Consider the following 21,784-nt stretch of genomic DNA (forward strand, 5'->3'; position numbering starts at 1 on the left):
TGCGCGGCCCCGGCCGCAGTCACGAACCTTGATGCAGATCAAACGCTTGCATCGGCAAGGCCCTTAGCCTGCCCCGATGCAAGCTTCCGCCGCGCTCGCGCCGTTTCCGTCCGTTCCATCGTCCACGGGGGCTGACGCCCGCGCCGACGCCTGGCAGCTGCTCGACGACCCCGCCGAGTGGGCCGCGTTCGGCCGCCCGCTGGAGGCCGGTACGGGTCGTTGGGAATCGCAGGTGGCGGTCGAGGGCATGCACTGCGCGGGCTGCGCCTTCACCGTCGAGGCCGCGCTGGCGCAGGTGCCCGGCGTGGCCGAGGTGCAGGTGAATGCCGCCAGCCGGCGCGCGCGCGTCGTGTGGTCGGCCACGGCCACGCGGCCTTCGCGCTGGTTCGAGGCCAGCGCGCGCGCGGGCTACCCCTTGCTGCCCGCCGGCAGCCGCAGCGCCCGCGAGACGCGCACGCGCGAACTGCGCATGGCGCTGTGGCGCTGGCTGGTCGCGGGCTTTTGCATGATGCAGGTGATGATGTACGCCTACCCGGCCTACGTCGCGCGCCCCGGCGACATGACGGCCGATGCGGCGCAGCTGCTGCGCTGGGCCTCGTGGGTGCTCAGCCTGCCCGTGGTGCTGTTCTCGTGCGGGCCTTTCTTTCGCAGCGCCTGGCGCGACCTGCGCATCGGGCGCGTCGGCATGGACCTGCCCGTGACCTTCGGCGTGGTCATCACCTTCGTGGTGAGCACCGCCGCCACCTTCGACCCCACGGGGCCGCTGGGGCACGAGGTCTACTTCGACTCGCTGACGATGTTCGTCTTCTTCCTGCTCACCGGCCGCTGGCTCGAGGCGCGGCTGCGCGACCGCACGGCCGGCGCGCTCGAAGCGCTGATGCACCGGCTGCCCGACAGCGTGGAGCGCCTCGGGCCCGACGGCGCATGGACGCGCGTGGCGGTGCGCCGGCTCGGCGCGGGCGACGTGGTGCGCGTGCGCCCCGGCGAAGCCTTTCCGGCCGACGGCACGGTGATCGACGGCGACACCACCGCCGACGAGGCACTGCTCACCGGCGAGTCGCGCGCCGTGCCGCGCCCCTGCGGCGACCGCGTGCTCGCGGGCAGCCACAACCTCTCGGCCGTGGTGCAGGTGCGCATCGCCTCGGTGGGCGAGGGCACGCGCTTCGCGCAGATCGTGCGGCTCATGGAAAACGCCGCGCTCGACAAGCCGCGCCTGGCCCGCCTCGCCGACCGCGTGGCGCGGCCCTTTCTCATCGCGGTGCTGGCCTGCGCGTTCGGTGCGGGCGCACTGTGGTGGGCGGTCGATCCCGGCAAGGCGCTGATGGTCGCGGTGGCGGTGCTGATCGTCACCTGCCCCTGCGCGTTGTCGCTGGCCACGCCCGCCGCGATGCTCGCGAGCGCGGGCGCGCTGGCGCGCGGCGGCGTGCTCACGTCGAACCTGCAGGCGCTCGAGGCATTGGCCGGCGTCGACACCGTGGTGTTCGACAAGACCGGCACGCTCACGGGCGACACGCCGCGCCTGGAACGCGTGTACTGCCGCCAGGGCCTGCGCCCCGGCGATGCGCTGGAGATCGGTGCGGCGCTCGCGGCGCTGTCGCTGCACCCGGCCGCGCGCGCGCTCGTGAACGCCTGGCAGGCGCAGTTCCGCGCGCCGCCGGCCTGGTCGGCGACGCAGCTGCGCGAGACGGTGGGGCAAGGCGTGGCGGCCTCGCTGCACCGGCGCGATGCGGTGGACGACCACGATGCGCGCCCCGTGCGCCTGGGCTCGGCGGCCTTCTGCGAGGTGCCGCCGCTGCAGGTCGAAGCGGCGCAGATCCACCTGAGCGACGCCGACGGCTGGATCGCCAGCTTCGTGCTCGCCGAGGAGCTGCGCCCCGACGCCACGCAGGCCGTGGCGGCATTGCAGGCGCAGGGGCTGTCGGTGCGCCTGCTCTCGGGCGACCGCGAGAACGCGGCGCGTGCCATCGGCGCGCAGGCCGGCATCGCGGCGGTGCAGGGCGACTGCGCACCCGAAGACAAGCTCGAGGTGCTGTGGCAGCTGCAGGCGGCCGGGCGCGAGGTGGCGATGGTCGGCGACGGCCTGAACGACGGCCCGAGCCTGGCGCGCGCCAACGCCTCCTTCGCCTTCGGCCACGCCGTGCCGCTGTCACGTGCGCGGGCCGACTTCGTGGTGCTCGGCGATGCGTTGCAGGCCATTCCCGCGGCCGTGGCGCAGGCGCGCCGCACGCTGCGCGTGGTGCGCCAGAACCTGTTCTGGGCCGCGGCCTACAACGCCGTGTGCGTGCCGCTGGCCGTGGCCGGCTGGCTGCCGCCGTGGCTCGCCGGGCTGGGCATGGCGGCGAGCTCGCTGCTGGTGGTGCTCAACGCGGCGCGCCTGGCCGCGCCGGGGAAAGCGGTGGTGACCTGATGGACGTGCTGTTCCTGCTCGTGCCGCTGTCGGTGGTGCTCGTTCTGGCGATCCTCGGGGGCCTCTGGTGGGCCATCGAGCGCGGCCAGTTCGAAGACATCGAGGTCGAAGGCGACCGCATCCTGAACAACGACTGACACAGCGATGGATGGCTTGATCTGCATCAAGCCTGCCCGGGCGACGCGGGCAGACACTGCCCGCAAACCACATCTACGGGCACCACGATGCAGCAGACCACGCACCCTCCCGCGGCCATCTACGACGACACCGTCGTGCGGCAGTTCGCACTCATGTCGGTGGTCTGGGGGGTGGTCGGCATGCTGGTCGGCGTGATCATCGCCTCGCAGCTGACCTGGCCCGAACTCAACCTCGGCGTTCCCTGGCTCAGCTACGGCCGCCTGCGCCCGCTGCACACCAACGCGGTGATCTTCGCCTTCGGCGGCTGCGCACTCATGGCCACGAGCTTCCACGTCGTGCAGCGCACCTGCCAGGTGCGGCTTTTTGCGCCGGCACTGGCCTCGTTCGTGTTCTGGGGCTGGCAGCTGGTGATCGTCGCCGCCGCCATCAGCCTGCCGCTGGGCTACACCAGCGGCAAGGAATACGCCGAACTCGAGTGGCCCATCGACATCCTGATCGCCGTGGTCTGGGTGGCCTACGCCATCGTGTTCTTCGGCACCATCGGCCTGCGCAAGGTGCGCCACATCTACGTGGCCAACTGGTTCTACGGCGCCTTCATCATCGCGGTGGCATTGCTGCACATCGTCAACAGCGCGGCCATTCCGGCCGGCTGGATGAAGAGCTACTCGGCCTACGCCGGCGTGCAGGACGCGATGGTGCAGTGGTGGTACGGCCACAACGCCGTGGGCTTCTTCCTCACGGCCGGCTTCCTGGGAATGATGTACTACTACATCCCCAAGCAGGCGGGGCGCCCGGTGTACTCGTACCGGCTGTCGATCGTGCACTTCTGGGCGCTGATCTTCACCTACATGTGGGCCGGCCCGCACCACCTGCACTACACCGCGCTGCCCGACTGGACGCAGTCGCTGGGCATGGTGTTCTCGCTGATCCTGCTGGCGCCCAGCTGGGGCGGCATGATCAACGGCGTGATGACGCTCTCGGGCGCCTGGCACAAGCTGCGCACCGACCCCATCCTGCGCTTTTTGATCGTCGCGCTGTCGTTCTACGGCATGTCGACCTTCGAGGGCCCGCTGATGTCGATCAAGACCGTCAACGCCCTGAGCCACTACACCGACTGGACCGTGGGCCACGTGCACTCCGGCGCGCTGGGCTGGGTGGGCTTCATCACCATGGGGTCGCTGTACTACCTGATCCCGCGCATGTACGGCCGCCTCGCCATGTACAGCGTGCGCGCCATCGACGTGCACTTCTGGATGGCCACCATCGGCATCGTGCTGTACATCGCCGCGATGTGGATCGCCGGCGTGATGCAGGGCCTCATGTGGCGCGAGATCAATGCCGACGGCACGCTGACCTACACCTTCGTCGAAAGCGTGAAGGCCACCTTCCCCTACTACCTGGTGCGCGTGATCGGCGGCGTGCTCTACCTGGGCGGCATGCTGGTCATGGCCTGGAACGTCTGGATGACCGTGATCACCGGGCGCTCGGTGCGCGCCGAGATCCCGGCCGTTGCCGCCGCCCACGCCTGAAGCCACTGAGGACGCACGATGAACGCACCTGACAACCAGAACTCCGCGCCCGCCGCCACCGGCTTCACGCACGAGAAGGTCGAGACCAACAACCTGCTGATGATCGTGCTGATCCTGCTGGTGGTGGCCATCGGCGGCCTCGTGGAGATCGTGCCGCTGTTCTTCCAGAAGTCGACCACCGAGGCCGTGGAGGGCGTGAAGCCGCTCACGCCGCTGCAGCTGGCCGGCCGCGACGTGTACCTGCGCGAGGGTTGCTACAACTGCCACTCGCAGATGATCCGCCCCTTCCGCTCGGAGACGCTGCGCTACGGCCACTACTCGGTGGCCGGCGAGTTCGTGTACGACCACCCCTTTCAATGGGGCAGCAAGCGCACCGGCCCCGACCTGCACCGCGTGGGCGGCAAGTACAGCGACGAGTGGCACCGCATCCATCTGAACAACCCGCGCGACCTCGTGCCCGAGTCGAACATGCCGGCCTACCCGTGGCTGGAGAAGGGGCTGGTCGACGCCGGCAGCATCGCCACCCGCATGCGCGCGCTGCGCACGGTGGGCGTGCCCTACACCGACGAAGAGATTGCCAAGGCCGCCGACGAGGTCGCCGGCAAGACCGACATGGACGCCACCGTGGCCTACCTGCAGTCGCTGGGCCTGGCGCTCAAGTAAGAAGAAAGAACAGGCAACGCCCCATGACCGACATCACCACCCTGCGCATCGCCGCCACCATCGCCTGCTTCGTCGTCTTCATCGGCATCGTGGCCTGGGCCTGCTCGCGCCGCAACACGCAGCGCTTCGCCGAAGCGGCCCGGTTGCCGTTCGAGCAGGACTGAAGGGACACACACGATGAGCGACTTCATTGATAACTTCTGGTCCAGCTACGTGGCCGTGGCCTCGCTGCTGAGCATCCTGGGCTGCGTGCTGCTCCTGTGGCTCACGGCGCGCAAGCGCGTGCCCTCCGACGCCGACAACACCACCGGCCATGTGTGGGACGAAGACCTGCGCGAAGCCAACAATCCGCTGCCGCTGTGGTGGGTGGGCCTGTTCGTGCTGACCATCGTCTTCTCGCTGGGCTACCTGGCCGTGTTCCCGGGCCTGGGCAGCTTCCGTGGCACGAACGACTGGAGCTCGCGCGCCGAGTACCAGCAGGACATGGCCAAGGCCACGCAGGCATTGGAACCGGTGTACGCGCGCTACGCGCCCATGCCCCTGGAGGAGGTCGCCCGCGACCCGCAGGCCCGCGCCATCGGCGAGCGCCTGTTCATGAACAACTGCGCGCAGTGCCACGGCTCCGACGCGCGCGGCAGCAAGGGCTTTCCCAACCTCACCGACGCCGACTGGCTGCACGGCGGCACGCCCGACAAGATCGTCGAGTCGATCACCAAGGGCCGCATCGGCACCATGCCGCCGGCCGCCGCGATGGTCGGCACGCCCGACGACGTGAAGAACGTCGCCCACTACGTGCTGAGCCTGTCGGGCGAGCCGCACGATTCGCTGCGCGCGGGCCTGGGCAAGCCCAAGTTCGCCGCCTGCGCGGCCTGCCACGGCATCGGCGGCGTGGGCAACCCGGCGCTGGGCGCCCCGCGCCTGAACGACCGCATCTGGCTGCACGGCTACGGCGAGGCCGCCATCGTGCAGATCATCAACGAGGGCAAGCACAGCGCCATGCCCGCGCAGGAAGGGCGCCTGACCGAAGCGCAGATCAAGCTGCTGGCCTCCTACGTGTGGGGCATGTCCAACCCTGCGACCGGGACGCCATGACGCGAAAGACCGTCATCCCGATCGCCAGCGCGCCGCCCGCCGCCGCGCCGGAGGTCGGCCTGTACGAGGCGACGAAGAAGATCTACCCGCGCAGCGTGCAGGGCCTGTTCGCGCGCTGGCGCTGGGCCATGGTCTTTCTCACGCAGCTGGTGTTCTACGGCATGCCCTGGGTGGAGTGGGGCGAGCGGCAGATGGTGCTGTTCGACCTGGCCGCGCGGCGCTTCTACATCTTCGGTCTGGTGCTGTACCCGCAGGACCTGATCTACCTGTCGGGCCTGCTGGTGATCAGCGCGCTCTCCCTCTTTCTCTTCACGGCCGTGGCCGGGCGCCTGTGGTGCGGCTATGCCTGCCCGCAGACCGTCTACACCGAGATGTTCCTGTGGGTGGAGCAGCGCATCGAAGGCAACCGCAGCGCGCGCATCCGGCTCGACGCCGGCGCGTTCTCGCTCGAGAAGCTGGTGAAGAAGGCCTTCAAGCACCTCGTCTGGATCGGCATCGCGCTGTGGACCGGCTTCACCTTCGTGGGCTACTTCACGCCCATCCGCGAGCTGGGCATGGCCTTCCTGCAGACGCAGATGGGCTCGTGGGAGGTGTTCTGGGTGTTCTTCTACGGCTTCGCCACGTACGGCAACGCCGGCTTCATGCGCGAACAGGTGTGCAAGTACATGTGCCCCTACGCGCGCTTCCAGAGCGCGATGTTCGACCGCGACACGCTCATCGTCAGCTATGACCCGCGGCGCGGCGAGCCGCGCGCGCCGCGCCGCAAGAACGTCGACCCGCGCAGCGCCGCACTGGGCGACTGCATCGACTGCAGCCTGTGCGTGCAGGTGTGCCCCACGGGCATCGACATCCGCCAGGGCCTGCAGTACGAGTGCATCGGCTGCGGCCTGTGCGTGGACGCCTGCGACAGCGTGATGGACAAGATGGGCTACGCGCCGCGCCTGATCCGCTACGACACGCAGAACGGCATGGAGGCCGGCTGGTCGCGCCGCCAGCTGTGGCGCCGCGTGCTGCGCCCGCGCGTGCTGGTCTACACGGCGCTGCTCGCGCTGCTGGTGGCGGGCCTGCTCGCCAGCCTGGTCGTGCGCACGCCGCTGAAGGTCGACGTGGTGCGCGACCGCGCCTCGCTGGCGCGGATCGTCGAGGGCGGGCGGCTGGAGAACGTCTACCGGCTGCAGATCATGAACGCGACCGAGCGCACGCAGCACTACCGCATCGCCGCGCGCGGCATCGACGGGTTGAGCGTGGCCTCGCCCGACGAGGCCATCGAGGTCGAGCCCGCGCAGGCGCGCTGGGTCGCGGTGCGGCTGCAGGTGCCTTATGGCGCCGCGCCGGCCGGTTCGCACACGGTGCACTTCGACATCCGGCAGGCGGATGGCGCGGCGCAGGTTTCCGAAAAAGCGGTCTTCCTGGTGCCGCGCTGAAAGGTCTTTCCATGAACGATGCCCTGCCGATGAACGCACCCGCGACCTGCGGCCCCTGGTGGCGCTACCCGCTGGTCTGGCTGGTGATCGCGGGGCCTGCCGCCGTGGTGCTGGCGAGCATCGTGACCGTGTGGCTGGCGCTGCGCACGCCCGAGGTGCTGGTGTCGGAGGACTACTACCGCGAAGGCATCGAGATCAACCGCACGCTGGCCGACAAGAAGCGCATGCCGGCGCAGGCCGGGCGCAATCACGCGGCCACGCCGGAGGACGATGTGCCGGTGCCCAAGAGGGCGGCCCCATGAGTGCCATGCGCCGCATCGCCGGCATCCTGTGGCCGTCGTTCCTCGTGGCCTGCGGCATGGAGGTGCTGGTGTTCGCGATGATCGATCCGATCCACTCGTACTGCGGCGCCGATGCGCTGCGCATGTCGCGCCAGGGCATCTACACCGTGTCCTTCTTCGTGTTCTGGCTGATGGCGGCGGCCTCGAGCGCGTGCACCACGCTGCTGGCGCTGCCGTCCGAGAAAGAGACTGCGTCATGAGCTTGCCCCTGGCCTGCGTTCCCGAGACCCCGTCCGTGCTGCCCGTCGAGCTGCTGCGTCGCTTCGACGTGCCCGGCCCGCGCTACACCTCGTACCCCACGGCCGATCGCTTCGTCGAGACCTTCGGCACCGGCGACTACGCGCAGGCGCTGCACTTGCGGCGCGATGCGGACACGGCCGGCGAACCGCTGTCGCTCTACGTGCACATCCCGTTCTGCGAATCGCTGTGCTACTACTGCGCCTGCAACAAGGTCGTGACGAAGCACCGCGAGCGCGGGCGGCAGTACCTCGATTACCTTGCGCGCGAAGTGGCGCTGCAGGTCGCGCAGCTCGGGCCTGGTGCGCCCGTCGGCCAGCTGCACCTGGGCGGCGGCACGCCGACCTTCCTGGACGACGAAGAACTGGGCGAACTGGTGATCCTGCTGCGCCGCGCGTTCGCCTTCGTGCCGGGCGGCGAGCAGTCGATCGAGATCGATCCGCGCACCGTCGATGCCAAGCGCCTCGCGGCGCTGGCCGCGCTCGGCTTCAACCGCCTGAGCTTCGGCGTGCAGGACTTCGACCCCGCCGTGCAGCAGGCCGTGCACCGCATCCAGCCGGCGGCGCAGGTCTTCGCGCTCATGGACACGGCGCGCACGCTGGGTTTCAAATCGATCAACGTCGACCTGATCTACGGCCTGCCGCGTCAGAACGATGCCTCGTTCGAGCGCACGCTCGCGCAGATCCGCGAACTGCGCCCTGACCGCATCGCGCTGTATGCCTACGCCCACCTGCCGGAGCGCTTCAAGCCGCAGCGGCGCATCGCGGCCGATGAACTGCCCGACGCGCCCACGCGCGTGCGCATGCTCGGGCGCGCGATTGCGGCGCTCACCGAAGCCGGCTATGTCTACATCGGCATGGACCACTTCGCGCTGCCCGACGACCCGCTGGCCGTGGCCAAGCGGGAGGGCCGGCTGCACCGCGATTTCCAGGGCTACAGCACGCAGCCCGACGGCGACCTCGTCGCCCTCGGCGTGTCGGCCATCGGCCGCGTGGGCGCAACCTACAGCCAGAACGCGAAGACGCTGGAGGACTACTACGCGTTGCTCGACCAGGGCCGCCTGCCCGTGGTCAAGGGGCTCGCGCTGTCGGACGACGACCTGCTGCGCCGCGAGGTCATCATGGCGCTGATGTGCCGGGGGCGCGTGGACTTCGACGCGGTCGAAGCCGCGCACGGCATCGCCTTCGCGGACTACTTCGCCCCCGAGCGTGCCGCGCTGGCGCCGATGGCCGAGCAAGGGCTGGTGCGCCTGTCGCCGCGCACCATCGAGGTCACCGAGGCCGGCTGGTTCCTCGTGCGTGCGGTGGCGATGGTGTTCGATCGCTATTGCGCAGCGACGCGCACGCGCTTTTCGCGCGTGGTTTGATTCGATGGATTCCCCCGCACTCGCAGGCGCCGCATTGCTGATGGGGCTCGCCGGCGGGCCGCATTGCGTGGCGATGTGCGGCGCGGTGTCGGCCGCGGTGATCCGCATCGTGCCGGTGGGCAAGCCCGCGCAGGCCGTGCATCCCGTCGCACCGGTCGCCTTCCACCTCGGCCGCATGGCGAGCTACGCAGCCGCCGGCGCCATCGCCGCCGCGAGCCTGCACGGCCTGGGCGCAGCGAGCGCGCAGGTCGCGGCATGGCGCCCGCTGTGGGTGATGCTGCATGTGTTCGTGCTCGCCTGGGGCGTGGTGCTCGCCGTCGCGGGCCGCCAGCCGCTGTGGGCGCAGCGCGCCGGGCGCGCACTCGAAGCGCGCCTGCGGCCCATGGCCGGCGGTTCGCTGCTGGGCGTGCTCGCCACGGGCACGCTCTGGGTCGCCATGCCCTGCGGCTTGCTCTATTCGGCGCTCATGCTGGCCGCGCTGGGCAACGGGCCGCTGCAGGGCGCCTCGACGATGGCGCTGTTCGCGCTGGGCAGCAGCGTCTCGCTCCTCGCTGCGCCGTGGCTGTGGCAGCGCCTGCGCGGGTGGGGCGACAGCGGCACGCGCCAGGCCTGGGGCGCGCGGCTGGCGGGGGTGTTGCTGGCGGCGGTGGCGCTGCAGGCGCTGTGGATGGACCTGAGCCACCGCATCGCCGACTGGTGCGGCTGAAGCGCTAGCTCCTCAGGCGATGCTCTCGATCAGCAACGCCTGTAGCACGAACCTCCGGTTGTCCGCCGCCGCCGTGCGCTCGCCGAGCAGCCCCACGAGCGCGGCCGTGGGGTGGCTGTCGGCTGCGGCGCCGTCGTGCACCGGAATGCCCGCGTGCTGGCCGATCTGGCGCACCAGCGCGGCGTCGATGCCCTCGCAGGCGACGGCATCGTAGAGCCGGCCGAGCATGCGCGCCGTGTGCTGCAGCTCCTGCACCGGCGTGTCGGTCGACAGGCTGGAGCGCATGGTCGCGACCTGTGCGCCCAGTTCCTCGGCGGCCTGGCGCAGCAGGGCCAGCGCGGCGCTGTCGCCGGTCTCGCTGAGCAGGCCGAGGTTCTTGCCGCGCAGCAGCCGCGGCGGCGCGGCGCCGTCGAGCGCGGCGCGCTGGAGCAGCCGGGCGCGGCCCAGCAGGCTGGCCTCTCTCTGGGGCGACAGCGCGGCGGTGGAAGGGTGCATGGCAAGGTTCGACATGTGTCTCGCGGAGGCTAGCCACCCGTGCCGCGCCGGCCTTGACGCACATCAAGGAGCGCGCCGCTGTTACACGCCGGACACAGAGCATTCACCCGACGTTACGCACCGATGCGGGCCGTTGTCACTGCGGGGCCTCGCGCTTCCTAGCATCGAGACATCGCCTGATCGCAGGCAACGCCACACAAGACAGACAGAACGCCGAGGAATCCCCATGCTCACGAGTGCCCGCCCCAACCCCATCCTCCCGCTTCGGCCCCTTCCGACGGTGCAGAAGGAAGACGCGGGCCGCCGCACGGCCGAGCGCCTGCGCCTGCTGGCCGAGCAGCTGCAACCGCAGCGCCGCATGGTGCACACGGGCGACGTGATCTACCAGGCCGGCGAACGCTTCGGCAACCTCTACATCCTGAACTCGGGCTTCTTCAAGATCGTGAATCTCTCGGCCGACGGCCGCGAGCAGGTGGTGGGCCTGAAGTTCCGCGGCGACTGGCTGGGCTTCGACGGCATCGCGGGCCAGCGCTACGTGTGCGACGCGGTGGCCATGGACACCGGCGAGGTCTGGGTCGTGCCCTACGAATCGCTGCTGGCCGCCTGCGCCACGCACCCCGCGCTGCTGCAGATGCTGCACGCCGCGATGAGCCGCGAGATCGCGCACGACCGCGATTCGCTGATGTCGGTGTGCACCTTGCCGGCCGACGCGCGCGTGGCCGACTTCCTGCGCTACTGGGCCGAGTCGCTGGCCGACCGCGGCATGCGCACCGACGAGATCACGCTGCGCATGACGCGCGCCGAGATCGGCAACTACCTGGGCATGACGCTCGAAAGCGTGAGCCGCGCGCTCTCGCGGCTGGCGCGCGACAAGGTCATTGGCTTTGCCACCAAGGGCCGGCGCGAGGTGCAGATTCCCGACGTGGGCGCGCTCTCGGCCTTCGTGCAGCGCTGCCTGGCGCCGGCGCCCGCGATGCTTCAGTAGGAAGAGACTTCGTTCACTCGCGCGCAGCCAACAGCGCCCGCGCCATCGCGCGTGCGAGCTCGCTGCGCGAATACGGCTTGCGCAGCAGCTCCCAGCCCGGGGGCGCTTCGCGGTCGGCGTCGAGCAGCTCCGCCGAGAACCCCGACATCAGCAGCACCGCGAGTCGCGGTTGGCGTTGCACCGCCTCTGCGGCCAGCCGCGTGCCGCGCATGCCGGGGCCGAGCGCGATGTCGCTCAGCAGCAGGTCGAAGGGCGTGGCCTCGGCCGCCATGGCGGGCAACGCTTGTTCGGCATTGGCGGCGGTCGCGACCTCGCAGCCCAGCGTGGTCAGGAAGGTGTGGACCACCTGGCGCACCTCGGCGTCGTCTTCGACCAGCATCACGCGCAGGCCCGGGGCCAGCGTGGCTTCGGCTTCGATCTCCATCGGCTCTTCGTCGGCAGGTGCCGCAGCGCTTGCCACATCGGCCTCGACCTGCGGCAGGTAGAGCGTCACGGTGGTGCCGGCGTTGAGCTTGCTGTCGATGGCGATGGCGCCGCGCGACTGCTTCACGAAGCCGTACACCGTGCTCAGGCCCAGGCCGGTGCCGCGCCCGGCCTCCTTGGTGGTGAAGAAGGGCTCGAAGAGGTGCTCCATGACCGCGTCGGTCATGCCGGTGCCGCTGTCGGCGATGGAGAGCGCGACGAAGCGGCGACCGGCGTCGGCGTCGCTCAGTTCCTGGCGCACGGTGGCCGGCAGGGCGTCGCAGGCCTCGGCGCGAAAGTGCAGGCGCCCGCCCTCGGGCATGGCGTCGCGCGCGTTGATGGCGATGTTCAGCAGCGCCGATTCGAGCTGGCCCGGGTCGGCGCGCACGGCGGGGCAGGGGTCGTCGGCGTCGATCTCGATCTGGATGCGCTGGTCGAGCGTGCGGCGCAGCATGTCGGTGAGCGAGTGCAGCATCTGCCGCACGTCGACCGCGTCGGGCTGCAGCATCTGGCGCCGCGAGAAGGCCAGCAGCTTGCCTGTGAGCTCGGCGCCGCGCCGGCTGGCGCGCGCAGCGGCGGCCACGAGCTGCTGCGCATAGCCGTCGGCTGCGAGCTGCGGCAGCTCTTCGAGCACCTGCAGGTTGCCCTGGATGATGGTCAGCAGGTTGTTGAAGTCGTGCGCGATGCCGCCGGTGAGCTGGCCCACGCTCTCCAGGCGCTGCGCGTGGTTCAGCGCTTCTTCGGTCTGCACGCGCTGCAGGCTGGTGGCCAGCAGGCTCGCCACCGATTCGAGAAAGCGGATCTCCTCGTCGCCGAAGCGCCGCGCGGCGGTGGCGCGCACCGACAGCATGCCGGTCACGCGGCCCCGGTCGGACAGCGGCACGGCCAGCGCGCTGACCAGCCCGGCCTCGAGGTAGGCGGGCGGCACGGTGAAGCGGCGCTCTTCGCGGTAGTCCGTGACCACGACGGGGCAGCCTTGCGAGAGCACGTAGCCGGGTTGCGTGTCGGGCCGGTTGGCGATGCGCAGGCCCACGCTCTCGTCGGCGACCAGGCCCACGCCGCTGGCCAGGCGGAACTCGCGCTGGCTGCCGTCGAGCAGCCACACCATCGCCACCTCGACCTGCAATGCGGTCGCGACGATGTCGGGCACCTGCGCCAGCACCACCTGCAGGTCGCGCGTGTCGACCGCCAGGCGGCCCAACTGCGCCAGGTGTTCGCTGTAGCGCGCGCGCTGCAGCGCCTGCTTCACGCGCGGGTAGGCGCCGATGTCGCGGATGGCGGCCACCACGAAGGGCAGGCCCTGGTTCTGCAGCGGGCTCAGCGCGATCTCGACCATCACCTCGCTGCCGTCCTTGCGCTTGGCGACCAGCTCCATGTCGGTGCCCATCGGGCGCGGGCGCGGCGCGCGGCCGTAGGCTTCGCGAAACGCCGCGTGGCGCGGGCGGATGCTGTCGGGCACCAGCGCTTCCACGCTCAGGCCCACGAGCTCGTCGGCCGCGTAGCCGAGCATGGCGGCGGCCGAGGGGTTGGCCAGCACGATGCGGCCCGACTGGTCCACCACCAGCAGCGAATCGGGATACGCGGCGAACAGCGAGCGGAACACGCTGCCTTCCTCGACGCCCGAGGGCAGGCCGGGAATCGAGGGTGCGCTGCCGTCAGCCATGGGTGACCGGCGGCACCAGGATGTAGCCCGCGCCGCGCACCGACTTGATGAGCTGCGGATCGTCGGCGTTGGCCTCGATTTTCTTGCGCAGCCGGCCGACCTGCACGTCGATCGTGCGGTCGAAGGGGGCGGCCTCGCGCCCGCGCGTCTGCTCGAGCAGGAAGTCGCGCGAGAGCACGCGGCCCGGGTGCCGCGCGAAGGCGCACAGCAGGTCGAACTCGCCGGTGGTCAGCGCCACGGCCTCGCCCTGCGCGTTGCTGAGGCTGCGCGCGGCGGTGTCCAGGCGCCAGCCGGCGAAGCGCAGGCGCTCGGGCGGCGTGGGGGCGGCAGCGGCCGCCGACGCGTCGGGCGTCAGGCGCCGCAGCACGGCCTTGACGCGCGCCGCCAGCTCGCGCAGGTCGAAGGGCTTGGTCACGTAGTCGTCGGCGCCCACTTCGAGGCCCACCACCTTGTCCACCGGGTCGCCGCGGCCGGTGACGATCACGAGGCCGCAGCGCCAGTTCTCGCGCATGTGGCGGGCGATGGAAAAGCCGTCTTCGCCGGGCAGGCCCAGGTCCAGCAGCACGAGGTCGGCCGGGTCGGCGGCCATGAGCGAGCGCAGCGCCGCGCCGTCGTGGATCTGGGTGACGCGGTAGCCGTGGCCCTGGAGGTAGTTGGCCAGCAGCAGCGTGATGTCGACCTCGTCGTCGAGCACCGCGATGTGGGGGGCAGAAGTCATGCGGGGGCTGGGAGAAAAAACGCCGGCGCCACGGGGAAGGGCGCTGGGAGCCGGGAAGCGTAGCACGCAAGGCGCGGCGCTGGCAGCGGCAGCGCCCGCTGTTGATCTGGCGCAAGGCCCGCGGGCGGGGCGCTTCCGAGAATCGCGCCCGTTGTCCACAGGGTCCAGAAGGTACGAACGAATGGCATCTTTTCTTTTCTCGGGCGCGCTCGATCTCCCGTGGTGGGGCGTGCTGCTGGCCGCGCTGGCGCTGACGCACGTCACCATCGCCTCGGTCACCATCTTCCTGCACCGCCACCAGGCGCACCGCGCGCTCGACCTGCACCCCATTGCCAGCCACTTCTTCCGCTTCTGGCTCTGGATGACCACGGGCATGGTCACCAAGCAATGGGCCGCGGTGCACCGCAAGCACCACGCCAAGTGCGACACGCCCGACGACCCGCACAGCCCGCAGGTGGTGGGCCTGAAGCGCGTGCTGTGGGGCGGCGTGCTGCTGTACGTGGCCGAGGCGCGCAACCCCGAGACGCTGAGCCGCTACGGCCACGGCACGCCCGACGACTGGCTCGAGCGCCGGCTGTACACGCGCTACCAGACGCTGGGCATCACCTGCATGGGCCTGATCGACATGGCGCTGTTCGGCGTGCTGCCGGGCGCGCTGGTGCTGCTCGTGCAGATCGCATGGATTCCGTTCTGGGCCGCCGGCGTGGTCAACGGCATCGGCCACTTCTGGGGCTACCGCAACTGGCCGGCGTCGGACGCGAGCACGAACATCTTTCCCATCGGCCTGCTGATCGGCGGCGAGGAGCTGCACAACAACCACCATGCGTTCCCGACCTCGGCGAAGCTGTCGAACAAGTGGTTCGAGTTCGACATCGGGTGGGTCTACATCCGCGCGCTGCAGGCGGTGGGGCTGGCGAAGGTGAAGCACCTGGCGCCGAAGCCGCGCCTCACCACGCCGCGCGCCACTGTCGACCTGCTCACGGTGCAGGCGGTGATCCGGCACCACTACGACGTGCTGTCGAACTACTCGCGCTCGCTGAAGCAGGCCTGCACCGAGGAGCTGGCGCGGGTGCATGCGCTCGCGCCGAACAAGGCACGTGCCTTGCGCGCCGCGCGGCCCTGGCTCGGCAAGGAAGAAAAGGCGCTCGACGCCACGCGCCATGCGCAGCTCACGCAAGCGCTGGTGGCTTCGCAGGCACTGGAAACGATGTACGCCATGCGGCGTGAGCTGACCGCGCTGTGGAGCCGCTCGGGCGCCACCGGCGAACAGCTCGTGAAGCGGCTGCAGGATTGGTGCGAGCGCGCCGAAGCCAGCGGCATCGCGCCGCTGGCGGCCTTTGCGGTGCGGCTGCGTTCCTACGCCTGAGAGGCTTCGCAGGAGAAAAGAAAAAAGCGCCGGCCGGCGCTTTTTTCTTTTTCGCGCGCCGGTAGGCCTACTGGTTCGCGACCAGCCCGTCCGGCAGGCTGAAGCGCTCGGACTCCACCTTGGCCGCGGCTTCGGGCGCGCGGATCAGCAGCACCGGCACGGGCGCCACCCGCAGGATGTGCTCCGCGCTGCTGCCCATGGCCCAGCGGCTCAGGCCGCGCCGGCCGTGTGTGCCGAGCACGATCAGGTCGGCCTTCGAGGCGATGGCCTCGGTCACCACCTGGTCGTGGACCGCGCCGGCCTTGAAGCCGTCGCGCAGCACGACCTCGGCCTCGACGCCCGCGTCCAGCGCCTGCGCGCGGGCCTTCTCGAGCAGCGTCACGGCGTTGGTGCGCAGCACCTTGAGCCAGTCGCCCGAATGGGCTGCGTAGGCGTCCATGCCGAGCGCGAACGAGAGTTCGTCGAGGATGTGGACGATGCGCAGGCGGCCACCGGTGAGCCGGGCCAGGCGGATGGCTTCGGCCAGGCCTTCGGCGGAGGTGGAACTGCCGTCGACGGGAACCAGGATGCGTTGGTACATGGTGTGGAGCCTCCAGGAGTGCGTTGAAGAAAAAGACAGGAGATGCCATGCCAGTCTGTGCCCGGCTGCATGCACGGGCCTTGATCTGGAACAAGCCTGGGCCGCGTCAGACTTGCGACCCTTGGGGCCTTCGAAAGAAGGAGACCCTCCATGACTCATGCCGCCGTCCGGATCATTCGCCAGGAGCACGCCGCGCTGGCGGCCATGCTGCGTTCCATCGTGATGCTGCTCGACCAGCACCGCCGCAAGCGCACGATGCCCGACTTCGCGACGCTGCGCGCGATGCTGTTCTATGTGGACGAGTTTCCCGAGAAGCGCCACCACCCGAAGGAGACCGAGCTGCTCTTTCCCCGGCTGCGCGCGTGCACGCCGATCTCGCGCGACCTGATGGACAAGCTGGACAACGACCACGCCTGGGGCGAGCGCAAGATCCGCCATGTCGAGCACGCGCTGCTCGCTTTCGAGATGCTCGGCGAGCCGCGCCGCCTGGCCTTCGAGCAGGCGATGAACGAGTACGTGAGCTTCTACCTGGACCACATGGCGCACGAGGAGCGCGAGATTCTTCCGCTGGCCGAGCGCGTGCTCAGCGCCGACGACTGGCGCGAACTCGATGCGGCCTTTGGCGAGAACCGCGACCTGTTCTCCAACCACCCCGCGCCCGACGAGGTGTATGCGTCGCTCTTCACGCGCATCGTCAACGTGGTGCCCGCACCGATCGGGCTGGGGCCGGCGCTGTAACAACGGTGTGCCTGCGGATCGCTTAGGCTCGGCCTGACACATTCAGGACGAACGAGACCGCGAGATGGACATCGATCAGATCAAGGGAAGGCTGGACTTCCTTCGCGAGGCCGAGCGCCTCAAGAGCGTGCTGCGCAGCGCGCACACCGCCTCGGGCCGCACCGAGAGCACGGCCGAGCACAGCTGGCGCCTGTGCCTCATGGCCATGGCCTTCGAGGACGAGCTGGCCGACCTGGACCTGCTCAAGGTGCTGAAGATGTGCGTGGTGCACGACCTGGGCGAGGCGATCCATGGCGACATTCCCGCCATCGTGCAAGGCGCGCATCCCGACAAGAGCGCGCAGGAGCGCGAAGACCTGCAGGTGCTCACGCGCACGCTCGACGCGCCGCTGCGCGCGGGCATCCTGGCGCTGTGGGACGAGTACGAAAAGGCCGAGACGCCCGAAGCGCAGGCGGTGAAGGCGCTCGACAAGCTCGAGACCCTGCTGCAGCACAACCAGGGCGCGAACCCACCGGACTTCGACTACGAATTCAACCTCGGCTACGGCCAGAAGCACACTGGCAGCCGACCACTGTTCCGCGCGATGCGGGCGTTGGTGGATGCCGACACGCAGAAGAAGGTGGAGGCCGCGCGGCGGACGGAGGCGGGGCCGGTGGTTCGCCCCGAGCAACCGGGCGACGAGGCCGCCATCCGGCAATTGACGGTGGCGGCGTTTGCCGAGGCACCGCATGCCGACGGCACCGAACACCTCATCGTCGACGCCTTGCGCGCGGCCGGCCAGCTCACGCTGTCGCTCGTGGTCGAAGACGGTGGCGAGATCGTCGGCCATGTGGCGCTGTCGCCCGTGGCAATCTCCGACGGCACGACCGGCTGGCATGGCCTGGGGCCGATCTCGGTGGCGCCCGCGCGCCAGGGGCAGGGCATCGGCCGGCTGCTGATGGACGCGGCGCTGGCGGGCCTGCGCGACGCCGGCGCGCAAGGCTGCGCGCTGCTGGGCGACCCGGCTTTCTATGGCCGCTTCGGCTTCGTCGTGCGGCCCGGGCTGGTGTTGCCGGGCGTGCCGCCGGAATACTTTCAGGCCGTGTCGTTCCACGGTGCCTGGCCGGTCGGCGAGGTGCGGTACCACGCGGCGTTCGGCGTCGGTGCCTGACGCACGGACCGGGGGCGCAAGGCGTTCATAATCGCCCCCGTCATGCCTGCCCGCCACCTGCCTTCGGACACTGCCCATGCGCCGCGCGTGAAGCGCGCGCAGACCTCGGTGTCCGCGCGTTCCGCGACCCCCGAACCCCCCCGCCGTCGCATCCATGACGGCGGCGCCTCCCGCAGCCTTGCGGGCTTCACCGCGATGGAAAGCAGCGCACCGGCCCGCGCGCCGTCTGCGGTGCGACCTCGCAACTGGCGCACGACCCTGCTGGGTGTGGCGCTCGGCCTGGTGATCGCGATGTTGTTGCTCATGAAGTGGCTGCTCGACTACCAGGTCGATGCCGCGCAGGCGCGCCACGCGCAGGAGGCGCAGGCGCGCACGCAGGCCGCGCGCTGCTTCGGCCGCGATGCCGGGCCGTCGTGCCCGCCGGCCGGTCGCACGGTCGTCGAGACCGTCGAGTCCGCAGCGACGAGATAACCCCGCGCACCGCGTGCGCGGGGCCTCGTTCGTTCAGTTCAGCGCAGCACCAGCACCGGGATGTGCGAGTGCGTCAGCACGTGCAGCGTCTCGCTGCCCAGCAGCAGCCGTGCGAGGCTGCGGCGCCCGTGCGAGGCCATCACGATCAGGTCGCAGTCCTGGTTCTTGGCGGCGTGGATGATGGCCTCGGCCACCTGGTTTGACTTCATGACCACCGCGTCGGCGCGGCGCACGCCCTTGGCCAGGGCGGTGTCGCGCACCGCATCGGCCACGCGCTGGGCCGCCTGCTCGACGTGTTTCTGGTTGGCTTCGAAGTCCGTCTGGTTCAGCAGCATCGAGCCTTCGAAATAGCCATAGGGCTGGATGTGCGCGACGTTGACGCTCACCAGCTCGGCGCCGGTCAGCAACGCGAGGTCGATGGCCGCGGCCACCGCCTTGTCCGACAGCGAAGAGCCGTCGGTGGCGACGAGAACACGCTTGTACATGGCAGGCTCCTTGGCCCCCGGCACCGCGGGTGCCCTTGCCATTGCAGTCTAGTCCGCGCGGGGGGCACATTCAAGGCCGTGCCGCCCGCGCGTGCCGGGTATCAGCTGCTCGTGCTATGGCGCCGTCCCAGTGCGAACACCGAGTTCGGCGCGTCGACCACGAAGGGCTTGCGCACCGGCGAGCCGACGACGGATGTCGTGCGGCGGGCGGCCGCGCTGGTGGCGGGCTGCACGCCCTTGGCCTTCTGTTCATCGACCAGGCTCTGAAGCGAGATCGAGCGCAGGAACTCGACGGCGCGCAGGTTCACGGAGGCCCACAGGTCGTCGATCTCGCAGCGGCCGGGTTCGTCGGCCGAGCCGGCGGCGCGCGGGCGGATCTTGCTGGCGCCCAGGTCTTCGATGGTGAGCACGATGTCGGCCACCGTGATCTCCGTGGCCTTGCGGCTGAGCGAGTAGCCGCCGCCGGGGCCGCGGGTGGATTCGACCAGCCCGTTGCGGCGCAGCTTGGCGAACAGCAGTTCCAGGTACGAGAGCGAGACCTGCTGGCGCAGGCTGATCGAGGCCAGCGTGACGGGGCCCGAGCGGCCGTGCAGGGCGATGTCGATCATCGCGGTGACCGCGAAGCGGCCCTTGGTGGTGAGGCGCATGGTGCTTTCCTTCCTTGTCTTGTCGTTCTGTGTGCGCTTACTCGTCCCGGCCGCCGGCGATGCCCAGCAGGGCCAGCAGCGACTGGAACACGTTGTAGAGGCTCAGGTACACGCCCAGCGTGGCCGAGATGTAGTTGGTTTCCAGGCCGTCCTTCACGCGCTTCAGGTCGTGCAGGATGAAGGCCGAGAAGATGCCGATGGCAGCGACCGACAGCGTCATCATCAGCGCGCTCGACTGGATGAAGACGTTGGCGATGCCCACCACCAGCAGGCCGATGGCGCCCACGAAGAGCCACTTGCCCATGGCCGAGATGTCGCGCTTGATGACCGTCGAGAGCATGGCCATGCCCAGGAAGATGCCGCCGGTGCCGGCGAAGGCGGTCATCACCAGGCTGGCGCCGTTGGACAGGCCGAGCACGCTGCCGACCAGGCGCGACAGCATCAGGCCCATGAAGAAGGTGAAGGCCAGCAGCACGGGCACGCCGGCGGCGGAGTTCTTGGTCTTCTCGATGGCGTACATGAAGCCGAAGGCGCCGCCGAGGAACACCATGAGGCCGATGCCCGGCGACAGGGCGCGCGTGAGGCCGGTGGCCACGCCGAGCCAGGCGCCCAGCACGGTGGGCACCATCGACAGTGCGAGCAGCCAGTAGGTGTTGCGCAGAACGCGGTTGCGTTCCTGGACCGAGGCCAACGGTGCGCCGAAGCTGGAGGGGTAGGCCGATGGGCTGGAGTTCATCAAAAAATCCTGAAAAGAGAGAGGGCCGGACGGGTCGCATGACACGTGCGGCGGGGCCGTCAGACGGCTGAAAAAGAAGGGGCAGGTGCGTCGCGCGAAACAGGCGACGGGCCGGATGGGTGAGCGCAAACGCCCGGACCGGATCGGTCCTCAGGCGTTCGCTCGCCGCCGCGCGGCCTCAGGCGGCGAGGAGGGCGTGGGGCCGGGGTGGCCGCTTGGGCCGGTCGAGCAGCGGCGAGAGCACCGAGGTGGAGCCCAGCCGCGGCGGTTGCGCGGAGAGCACCAGCAGGTTGCGTGCGTGGGGGCGGGCGTCGAGCAGTTCGGCGTGCTCGGAGCCGGCTTCGTCCATGGCGGACGGGTCTTCGGAAGAAGACGTGTTGCCGGACTCGCTGTTGCCGCCATCGGCCAGTGCGACGGCGAGCGTCGCGACGGTCTGGCGGTCACCCGTCGACGTCACATGGTTGCCGCCGACGAGCCCGTGCGCGAGCACGGCGAAGCCGTAGCACGACAGCATGAAAGCGAGGACGGTAGCGGCAAACCAGCGGGACATGTAGGGGTATTTTACCCGCCGCGAGGGATCGGCTCCGGCGGGCGCGAATTCATCCGACCTGCGCGCACGGGTGTTGCCATCGTCCATCGGGTGGAACGCTGCAGGCAAATTTCGCCGACTACCGGACTTTCGGGGGCGCTTTTACGCTGACGGACATGCATCGGGGGCCATTTTTCCCCGGCATTCAACCTCACAAAGGAAGCCTTCCATGTCCAAGCCCTACACCCGTCTCGACAAGAACGATGTCGCCGTGCTGCTGGTCGACCACCAGACCGGCCTGCTCTCGCTGGTGCGCGACATCGACCCCGACAAGTTCAAGAACAACGTGCTGGCCCTGGCCGATATCGCCAGCTACTTCAAGCTGCCCACGGTGCTGACCACCAGCTTCGAGAACGGCCCCAACGGCCCGCTCGTGCCCGAGCTGAAGGCCCAGTTCCCCGACGCGCCCTACATTCCCCGCCCCGGCCAGATCAACGCCTGGGACAACGAGGACTTCGTCAAGGCCGTGAAGGCCACGGGCAAGAAGCAGCTCCTGATCGCCGGCGTGGTCACCGAGGTCTGCGTGGCCTTCCCGGCGCTGTCGGCGCTGGCCGAGGGCTTCGACGTTTTCGTCGTCACCGATGCGTCGGGCACCTTCAACGATGTGACGCGCCAGGCCGCGTGGGACCGCATGTCGGCCGCCGGCGCGCAGCTGATGTCGTGGTTCGGCGTGGCCTGCGAGCTACACCGCGACTGGCGCAACGACATCGAGGGGCTGGGCACGCTGTTCTCCAACCACATCCCCGACTACCGCAACCTCATCACCAGCTACACGCAGCTGACCCAGGGAAAGTGA

Annotated in this window: 25 protein-coding genes and 1 pseudogene; 18 read left to right on the forward strand and 8 right to left on the reverse strand. The window is 70.0% G+C overall.

What is annotated here, in order from left to right; all coding sequences use genetic code 11:
- Window positions 1–76: 76 nt before the first annotated feature.
- The 11 genes from AC07Q9_RS28275 (at window position 77) to AC07Q9_RS28325 (ending at window position 9,903) form a co-directional block, all read left to right on the forward strand.
- Entirely contained in the window at window positions 77–2,407 is a 2,331-nt protein-coding gene (locus tag AC07Q9_RS28275; protein ID WP_495312588.1) for a heavy metal translocating P-type ATPase, read from the forward strand.
- On the forward strand, window positions 2,407–2,544 hold the full coding sequence (gene ccoS, locus AC07Q9_RS28280; protein ID WP_062481719.1) for a cbb3-type cytochrome oxidase assembly protein CcoS: 138 nt from the start codon (window positions 2,407–2,409) through the stop codon (window positions 2,542–2,544). The genes AC07Q9_RS28275 and ccoS overlap by 1 nt, the downstream gene beginning before the upstream one ends.
- Before the next feature lie 87 nt (window positions 2,545–2,631).
- Window positions 2,632–4,074, forward strand: coding sequence for a cytochrome-c oxidase, cbb3-type subunit I (gene ccoN / locus AC07Q9_RS28285; RefSeq protein WP_495312589.1), 1,443 nt, complete (start codon window positions 2,632–2,634; stop codon window positions 4,072–4,074).
- 18 nt (window positions 4,075–4,092) lie between these two features.
- Complete coding sequence (ccoO, locus tag AC07Q9_RS28290) at window positions 4,093–4,737, forward strand: cytochrome-c oxidase, cbb3-type subunit II (protein ID WP_062481700.1); 645 nt, start codon at window positions 4,093–4,095, stop codon at window positions 4,735–4,737.
- A gap of 23 nt (window positions 4,738–4,760) precedes the next feature.
- Entirely contained in the window at window positions 4,761–4,901 is a 141-nt protein-coding gene (locus tag AC07Q9_RS28295; RefSeq protein WP_062481697.1) for a cbb3-type cytochrome oxidase subunit 3, read from the forward strand.
- Between the two features lie 13 nt (window positions 4,902–4,914).
- On the forward strand, window positions 4,915–5,829 hold the full coding sequence (gene ccoP / locus AC07Q9_RS28300) for a cytochrome-c oxidase, cbb3-type subunit III (protein ID WP_495312590.1): 915 nt from the start codon (window positions 4,915–4,917) through the stop codon (window positions 5,827–5,829).
- Window positions 5,826–7,253, forward strand: a complete 1,428-nt coding sequence (gene ccoG, locus AC07Q9_RS28305; protein WP_495273894.1) for a cytochrome c oxidase accessory protein CcoG — start codon at window positions 5,826–5,828, stop codon at window positions 7,251–7,253. The genes ccoP and ccoG overlap by 4 nt, the downstream gene beginning before the upstream one ends.
- An 11-nt stretch (window positions 7,254–7,264) precedes the next feature.
- Complete coding sequence (locus AC07Q9_RS28310) at window positions 7,265–7,555, forward strand: FixH family protein (RefSeq protein WP_492681810.1); 291 nt, start codon at window positions 7,265–7,267, stop codon at window positions 7,553–7,555.
- Window positions 7,552–7,794 (forward strand): hypothetical protein, encoded by a 243-nt coding sequence (locus AC07Q9_RS28315; protein WP_062481687.1) that lies wholly within the window; start codon window positions 7,552–7,554, stop codon window positions 7,792–7,794. Before AC07Q9_RS28310 ends, AC07Q9_RS28315 begins: the two co-directional genes overlap by 4 nt.
- A complete protein-coding gene (gene hemN / locus AC07Q9_RS28320; RefSeq protein WP_492681808.1) occupies window positions 7,791–9,197 on the forward strand; it encodes an oxygen-independent coproporphyrinogen III oxidase in 1,407 nt (468 codons plus the stop codon). The genes AC07Q9_RS28315 and hemN overlap by 4 nt, the downstream gene beginning before the upstream one ends.
- A 4-nt stretch (window positions 9,198–9,201) precedes the next feature.
- Window positions 9,202–9,903 (forward strand): sulfite exporter TauE/SafE family protein, encoded by a 702-nt coding sequence (locus tag AC07Q9_RS28325; protein ID WP_495312591.1) that lies wholly within the window; start codon window positions 9,202–9,204, stop codon window positions 9,901–9,903.
- Between the two features lie 12 nt (window positions 9,904–9,915).
- Here AC07Q9_RS28325 and AC07Q9_RS28330 read toward each other — a convergent pair whose 3' ends face one another.
- Entirely contained in the window at window positions 9,916–10,398 is a 483-nt protein-coding gene (locus tag AC07Q9_RS28330; protein WP_495261143.1) for a Rossmann-fold NAD(P)-binding domain-containing protein, read from the reverse strand.
- 226 nt (window positions 10,399–10,624) lie between these two features.
- Here AC07Q9_RS28330 and AC07Q9_RS28335 point away from each other — a divergent pair, with 226 nt between their 5' ends.
- Window positions 10,625–11,383, forward strand: a complete 759-nt coding sequence (locus tag AC07Q9_RS28335) for a Crp/Fnr family transcriptional regulator (protein WP_495312592.1) — start codon at window positions 10,625–10,627, stop codon at window positions 11,381–11,383.
- 13 nt (window positions 11,384–11,396) lie between these two features.
- On the opposite strand, the gene AC07Q9_RS28340 is transcribed toward AC07Q9_RS28335, so the two are convergent.
- Together AC07Q9_RS28340 and AC07Q9_RS28345 are read right to left on the reverse strand one after the other, a co-directional pair.
- Window positions 11,397–13,508 carry a PAS domain S-box protein gene (locus AC07Q9_RS28340; RefSeq protein WP_495312593.1) on the reverse strand — a complete coding sequence of 704 codons (2,112 nt, stop codon included), beginning with the start codon at window positions 13,506–13,508 and terminating at the stop codon, window positions 11,397–11,399.
- Window positions 13,501–14,226 (reverse strand): winged helix-turn-helix domain-containing protein, encoded by a 726-nt coding sequence (locus AC07Q9_RS28345; protein WP_070062099.1) that lies wholly within the window; start codon window positions 14,224–14,226, stop codon window positions 13,501–13,503. The genes AC07Q9_RS28340 and AC07Q9_RS28345 overlap by 8 nt, the downstream gene beginning before the upstream one ends.
- A 181-nt stretch (window positions 14,227–14,407) precedes the next feature.
- On the opposite strand from AC07Q9_RS28345, the gene AC07Q9_RS28350 reads away from it, so the two are divergent.
- Window positions 14,408–15,592, forward strand: coding sequence for a DesA family fatty acid desaturase (locus AC07Q9_RS28350; RefSeq protein ID WP_489057813.1), 1,185 nt, complete (start codon window positions 14,408–14,410; stop codon window positions 15,590–15,592).
- A 67-nt stretch (window positions 15,593–15,659) separates the two neighbouring features.
- Here the strand turns inward: AC07Q9_RS28350 and AC07Q9_RS28355 are convergent, their stop codons facing one another.
- Entirely contained in the window at window positions 15,660–16,172 is a 513-nt protein-coding gene (locus tag AC07Q9_RS28355) for a universal stress protein (RefSeq protein ID WP_495312594.1), read from the reverse strand.
- A gap of 150 nt (window positions 16,173–16,322) precedes the next feature.
- Here AC07Q9_RS28355 and AC07Q9_RS28360 point away from each other — a divergent pair, with 150 nt between their 5' ends.
- The 4 genes and pseudogenes from AC07Q9_RS28360 (at window position 16,323) to AC07Q9_RS28375 (ending at window position 18,531) form a co-directional block, all read left to right on the forward strand.
- Window positions 16,323–16,910, forward strand: coding sequence for a hemerythrin domain-containing protein (locus AC07Q9_RS28360; protein WP_495312595.1), 588 nt, complete (start codon window positions 16,323–16,325; stop codon window positions 16,908–16,910).
- 64 nt (window positions 16,911–16,974) lie between these two features.
- Window positions 16,975–17,538 (forward strand): annotated as a pseudogene (locus AC07Q9_RS28365) (HD domain-containing protein); the annotation flags it as partial.
- Window positions 17,539–17,562: 24 nt separating this feature from the next.
- Entirely contained in the window at window positions 17,563–18,060 is a 498-nt protein-coding gene (locus AC07Q9_RS28370) for a GNAT family N-acetyltransferase (RefSeq protein ID WP_495312624.1), read from the forward strand.
- Between the two features lie 42 nt (window positions 18,061–18,102).
- Entirely contained in the window at window positions 18,103–18,531 is a 429-nt protein-coding gene (locus AC07Q9_RS28375; protein ID WP_492681796.1) for a hypothetical protein, read from the forward strand.
- Window positions 18,532–18,569: 38 nt separating this feature from the next.
- On the opposite strand, the gene AC07Q9_RS28380 is transcribed toward AC07Q9_RS28375, so the two are convergent.
- The 4 genes from AC07Q9_RS28380 to AC07Q9_RS28395 all read right to left on the reverse strand — a co-directional run bounded on the left by AC07Q9_RS28380 (window position 18,570) and on the right by AC07Q9_RS28395 (window position 20,913).
- Window positions 18,570–19,016, reverse strand: coding sequence for a universal stress protein (locus AC07Q9_RS28380; protein WP_062479963.1), 447 nt, complete (start codon window positions 19,014–19,016; stop codon window positions 18,570–18,572).
- A 101-nt stretch (window positions 19,017–19,117) separates the two neighbouring features.
- Entirely contained in the window at window positions 19,118–19,663 is a 546-nt protein-coding gene (locus tag AC07Q9_RS28385) for an Rrf2 family transcriptional regulator (protein ID WP_492681794.1), read from the reverse strand.
- Between the two features lie 37 nt (window positions 19,664–19,700).
- Window positions 19,701–20,399: a Bax inhibitor-1/YccA family protein gene (locus AC07Q9_RS28390; RefSeq protein ID WP_492681792.1), complete on the reverse strand. Its 699-nt coding sequence runs from the start codon at window positions 20,397–20,399 to the stop codon at window positions 19,701–19,703.
- Between the two features lie 178 nt (window positions 20,400–20,577).
- Window positions 20,578–20,913: a hypothetical protein gene (locus AC07Q9_RS28395; RefSeq protein ID WP_492681790.1), complete on the reverse strand. Its 336-nt coding sequence runs from the start codon at window positions 20,911–20,913 to the stop codon at window positions 20,578–20,580.
- Between the two features lie 244 nt (window positions 20,914–21,157).
- On the opposite strand from AC07Q9_RS28395, the gene ycaC reads away from it, so the two are divergent.
- Window positions 21,158–21,784, forward strand: a complete 627-nt coding sequence (gene ycaC / locus AC07Q9_RS28400; protein ID WP_062479957.1) for an isochorismate family cysteine hydrolase YcaC — start codon at window positions 21,158–21,160, stop codon at window positions 21,782–21,784.

The organism is Variovorax sp. GW821-FHT09A10, assembly GCF_059418385.1.

Bases quoted from the DNA above. Each gene is read 5' to 3' on its own strand.
- AC07Q9_RS28275 (WP_495312588.1), top strand. From the start codon at position 77: ATGCAAGCTTCCGCCGCGCTCGCGCCGTTTCCGTCCGTTCCATCGTCC.
- ccoS (WP_062481719.1), top strand. From the start codon at position 2,407: ATGGACGTGCTGTTCCTGCTCGTGCCGCTGTCGGTGGTGCTCGTTCTG.
- ccoN (WP_495312589.1), top strand. From the start codon at position 2,632: ATGCAGCAGACCACGCACCCTCCCGCGGCCATCTACGACGACACCGTC.
- ccoO (WP_062481700.1), top strand. From the start codon at position 4,093: ATGAACGCACCTGACAACCAGAACTCCGCGCCCGCCGCCACCGGCTTC.
- AC07Q9_RS28295 (WP_062481697.1), top strand. From the start codon at position 4,761: ATGACCGACATCACCACCCTGCGCATCGCCGCCACCATCGCCTGCTTC.
- ccoP (WP_495312590.1), top strand. From the start codon at position 4,915: ATGAGCGACTTCATTGATAACTTCTGGTCCAGCTACGTGGCCGTGGCC.
- ccoG (WP_495273894.1), top strand. From the start codon at position 5,826: ATGACGCGAAAGACCGTCATCCCGATCGCCAGCGCGCCGCCCGCCGCC.
- AC07Q9_RS28310 (WP_492681810.1), top strand. From the start codon at position 7,265: ATGAACGATGCCCTGCCGATGAACGCACCCGCGACCTGCGGCCCCTGG.
- AC07Q9_RS28315 (WP_062481687.1), top strand. From the start codon at position 7,552: ATGAGTGCCATGCGCCGCATCGCCGGCATCCTGTGGCCGTCGTTCCTC.
- hemN (WP_492681808.1), top strand. From the start codon at position 7,791: ATGAGCTTGCCCCTGGCCTGCGTTCCCGAGACCCCGTCCGTGCTGCCC.
- AC07Q9_RS28325 (WP_495312591.1), top strand. From the start codon at position 9,202: ATGGATTCCCCCGCACTCGCAGGCGCCGCATTGCTGATGGGGCTCGCC.
- AC07Q9_RS28330 (WP_495261143.1), bottom strand. From the start codon at position 10,398: ATGCACCCTTCCACCGCCGCGCTGTCGCCCCAGAGAGAGGCCAGCCTG.
- AC07Q9_RS28335 (WP_495312592.1), top strand. From the start codon at position 10,625: ATGCTCACGAGTGCCCGCCCCAACCCCATCCTCCCGCTTCGGCCCCTT.
- AC07Q9_RS28340 (WP_495312593.1), bottom strand. From the start codon at position 13,508: ATGGCTGACGGCAGCGCACCCTCGATTCCCGGCCTGCCCTCGGGCGTC.
- AC07Q9_RS28345 (WP_070062099.1), bottom strand. From the start codon at position 14,226: ATGACTTCTGCCCCCCACATCGCGGTGCTCGACGACGAGGTCGACATC.
- AC07Q9_RS28350 (WP_489057813.1), top strand. From the start codon at position 14,408: ATGGCATCTTTTCTTTTCTCGGGCGCGCTCGATCTCCCGTGGTGGGGC.
- AC07Q9_RS28355 (WP_495312594.1), bottom strand. From the start codon at position 16,172: ATGTACCAACGCATCCTGGTTCCCGTCGACGGCAGTTCCACCTCCGCC.
- AC07Q9_RS28360 (WP_495312595.1), top strand. From the start codon at position 16,323: ATGACTCATGCCGCCGTCCGGATCATTCGCCAGGAGCACGCCGCGCTG.
- AC07Q9_RS28375 (WP_492681796.1), top strand. From the start codon at position 18,103: ATGCCTGCCCGCCACCTGCCTTCGGACACTGCCCATGCGCCGCGCGTG.
- AC07Q9_RS28380 (WP_062479963.1), bottom strand. From the start codon at position 19,016: ATGTACAAGCGTGTTCTCGTCGCCACCGACGGCTCTTCGCTGTCGGAC.
- AC07Q9_RS28385 (WP_492681794.1), bottom strand. From the start codon at position 19,663: ATGCGCCTCACCACCAAGGGCCGCTTCGCGGTCACCGCGATGATCGAC.
- AC07Q9_RS28390 (WP_492681792.1), bottom strand. From the start codon at position 20,399: ATGAACTCCAGCCCATCGGCCTACCCCTCCAGCTTCGGCGCACCGTTG.
- AC07Q9_RS28395 (WP_492681790.1), bottom strand. From the start codon at position 20,913: ATGCTGTCGTGCTACGGCTTCGCCGTGCTCGCGCACGGGCTCGTCGGC.
- ycaC (WP_062479957.1), top strand. From the start codon at position 21,158: ATGTCCAAGCCCTACACCCGTCTCGACAAGAACGATGTCGCCGTGCTG.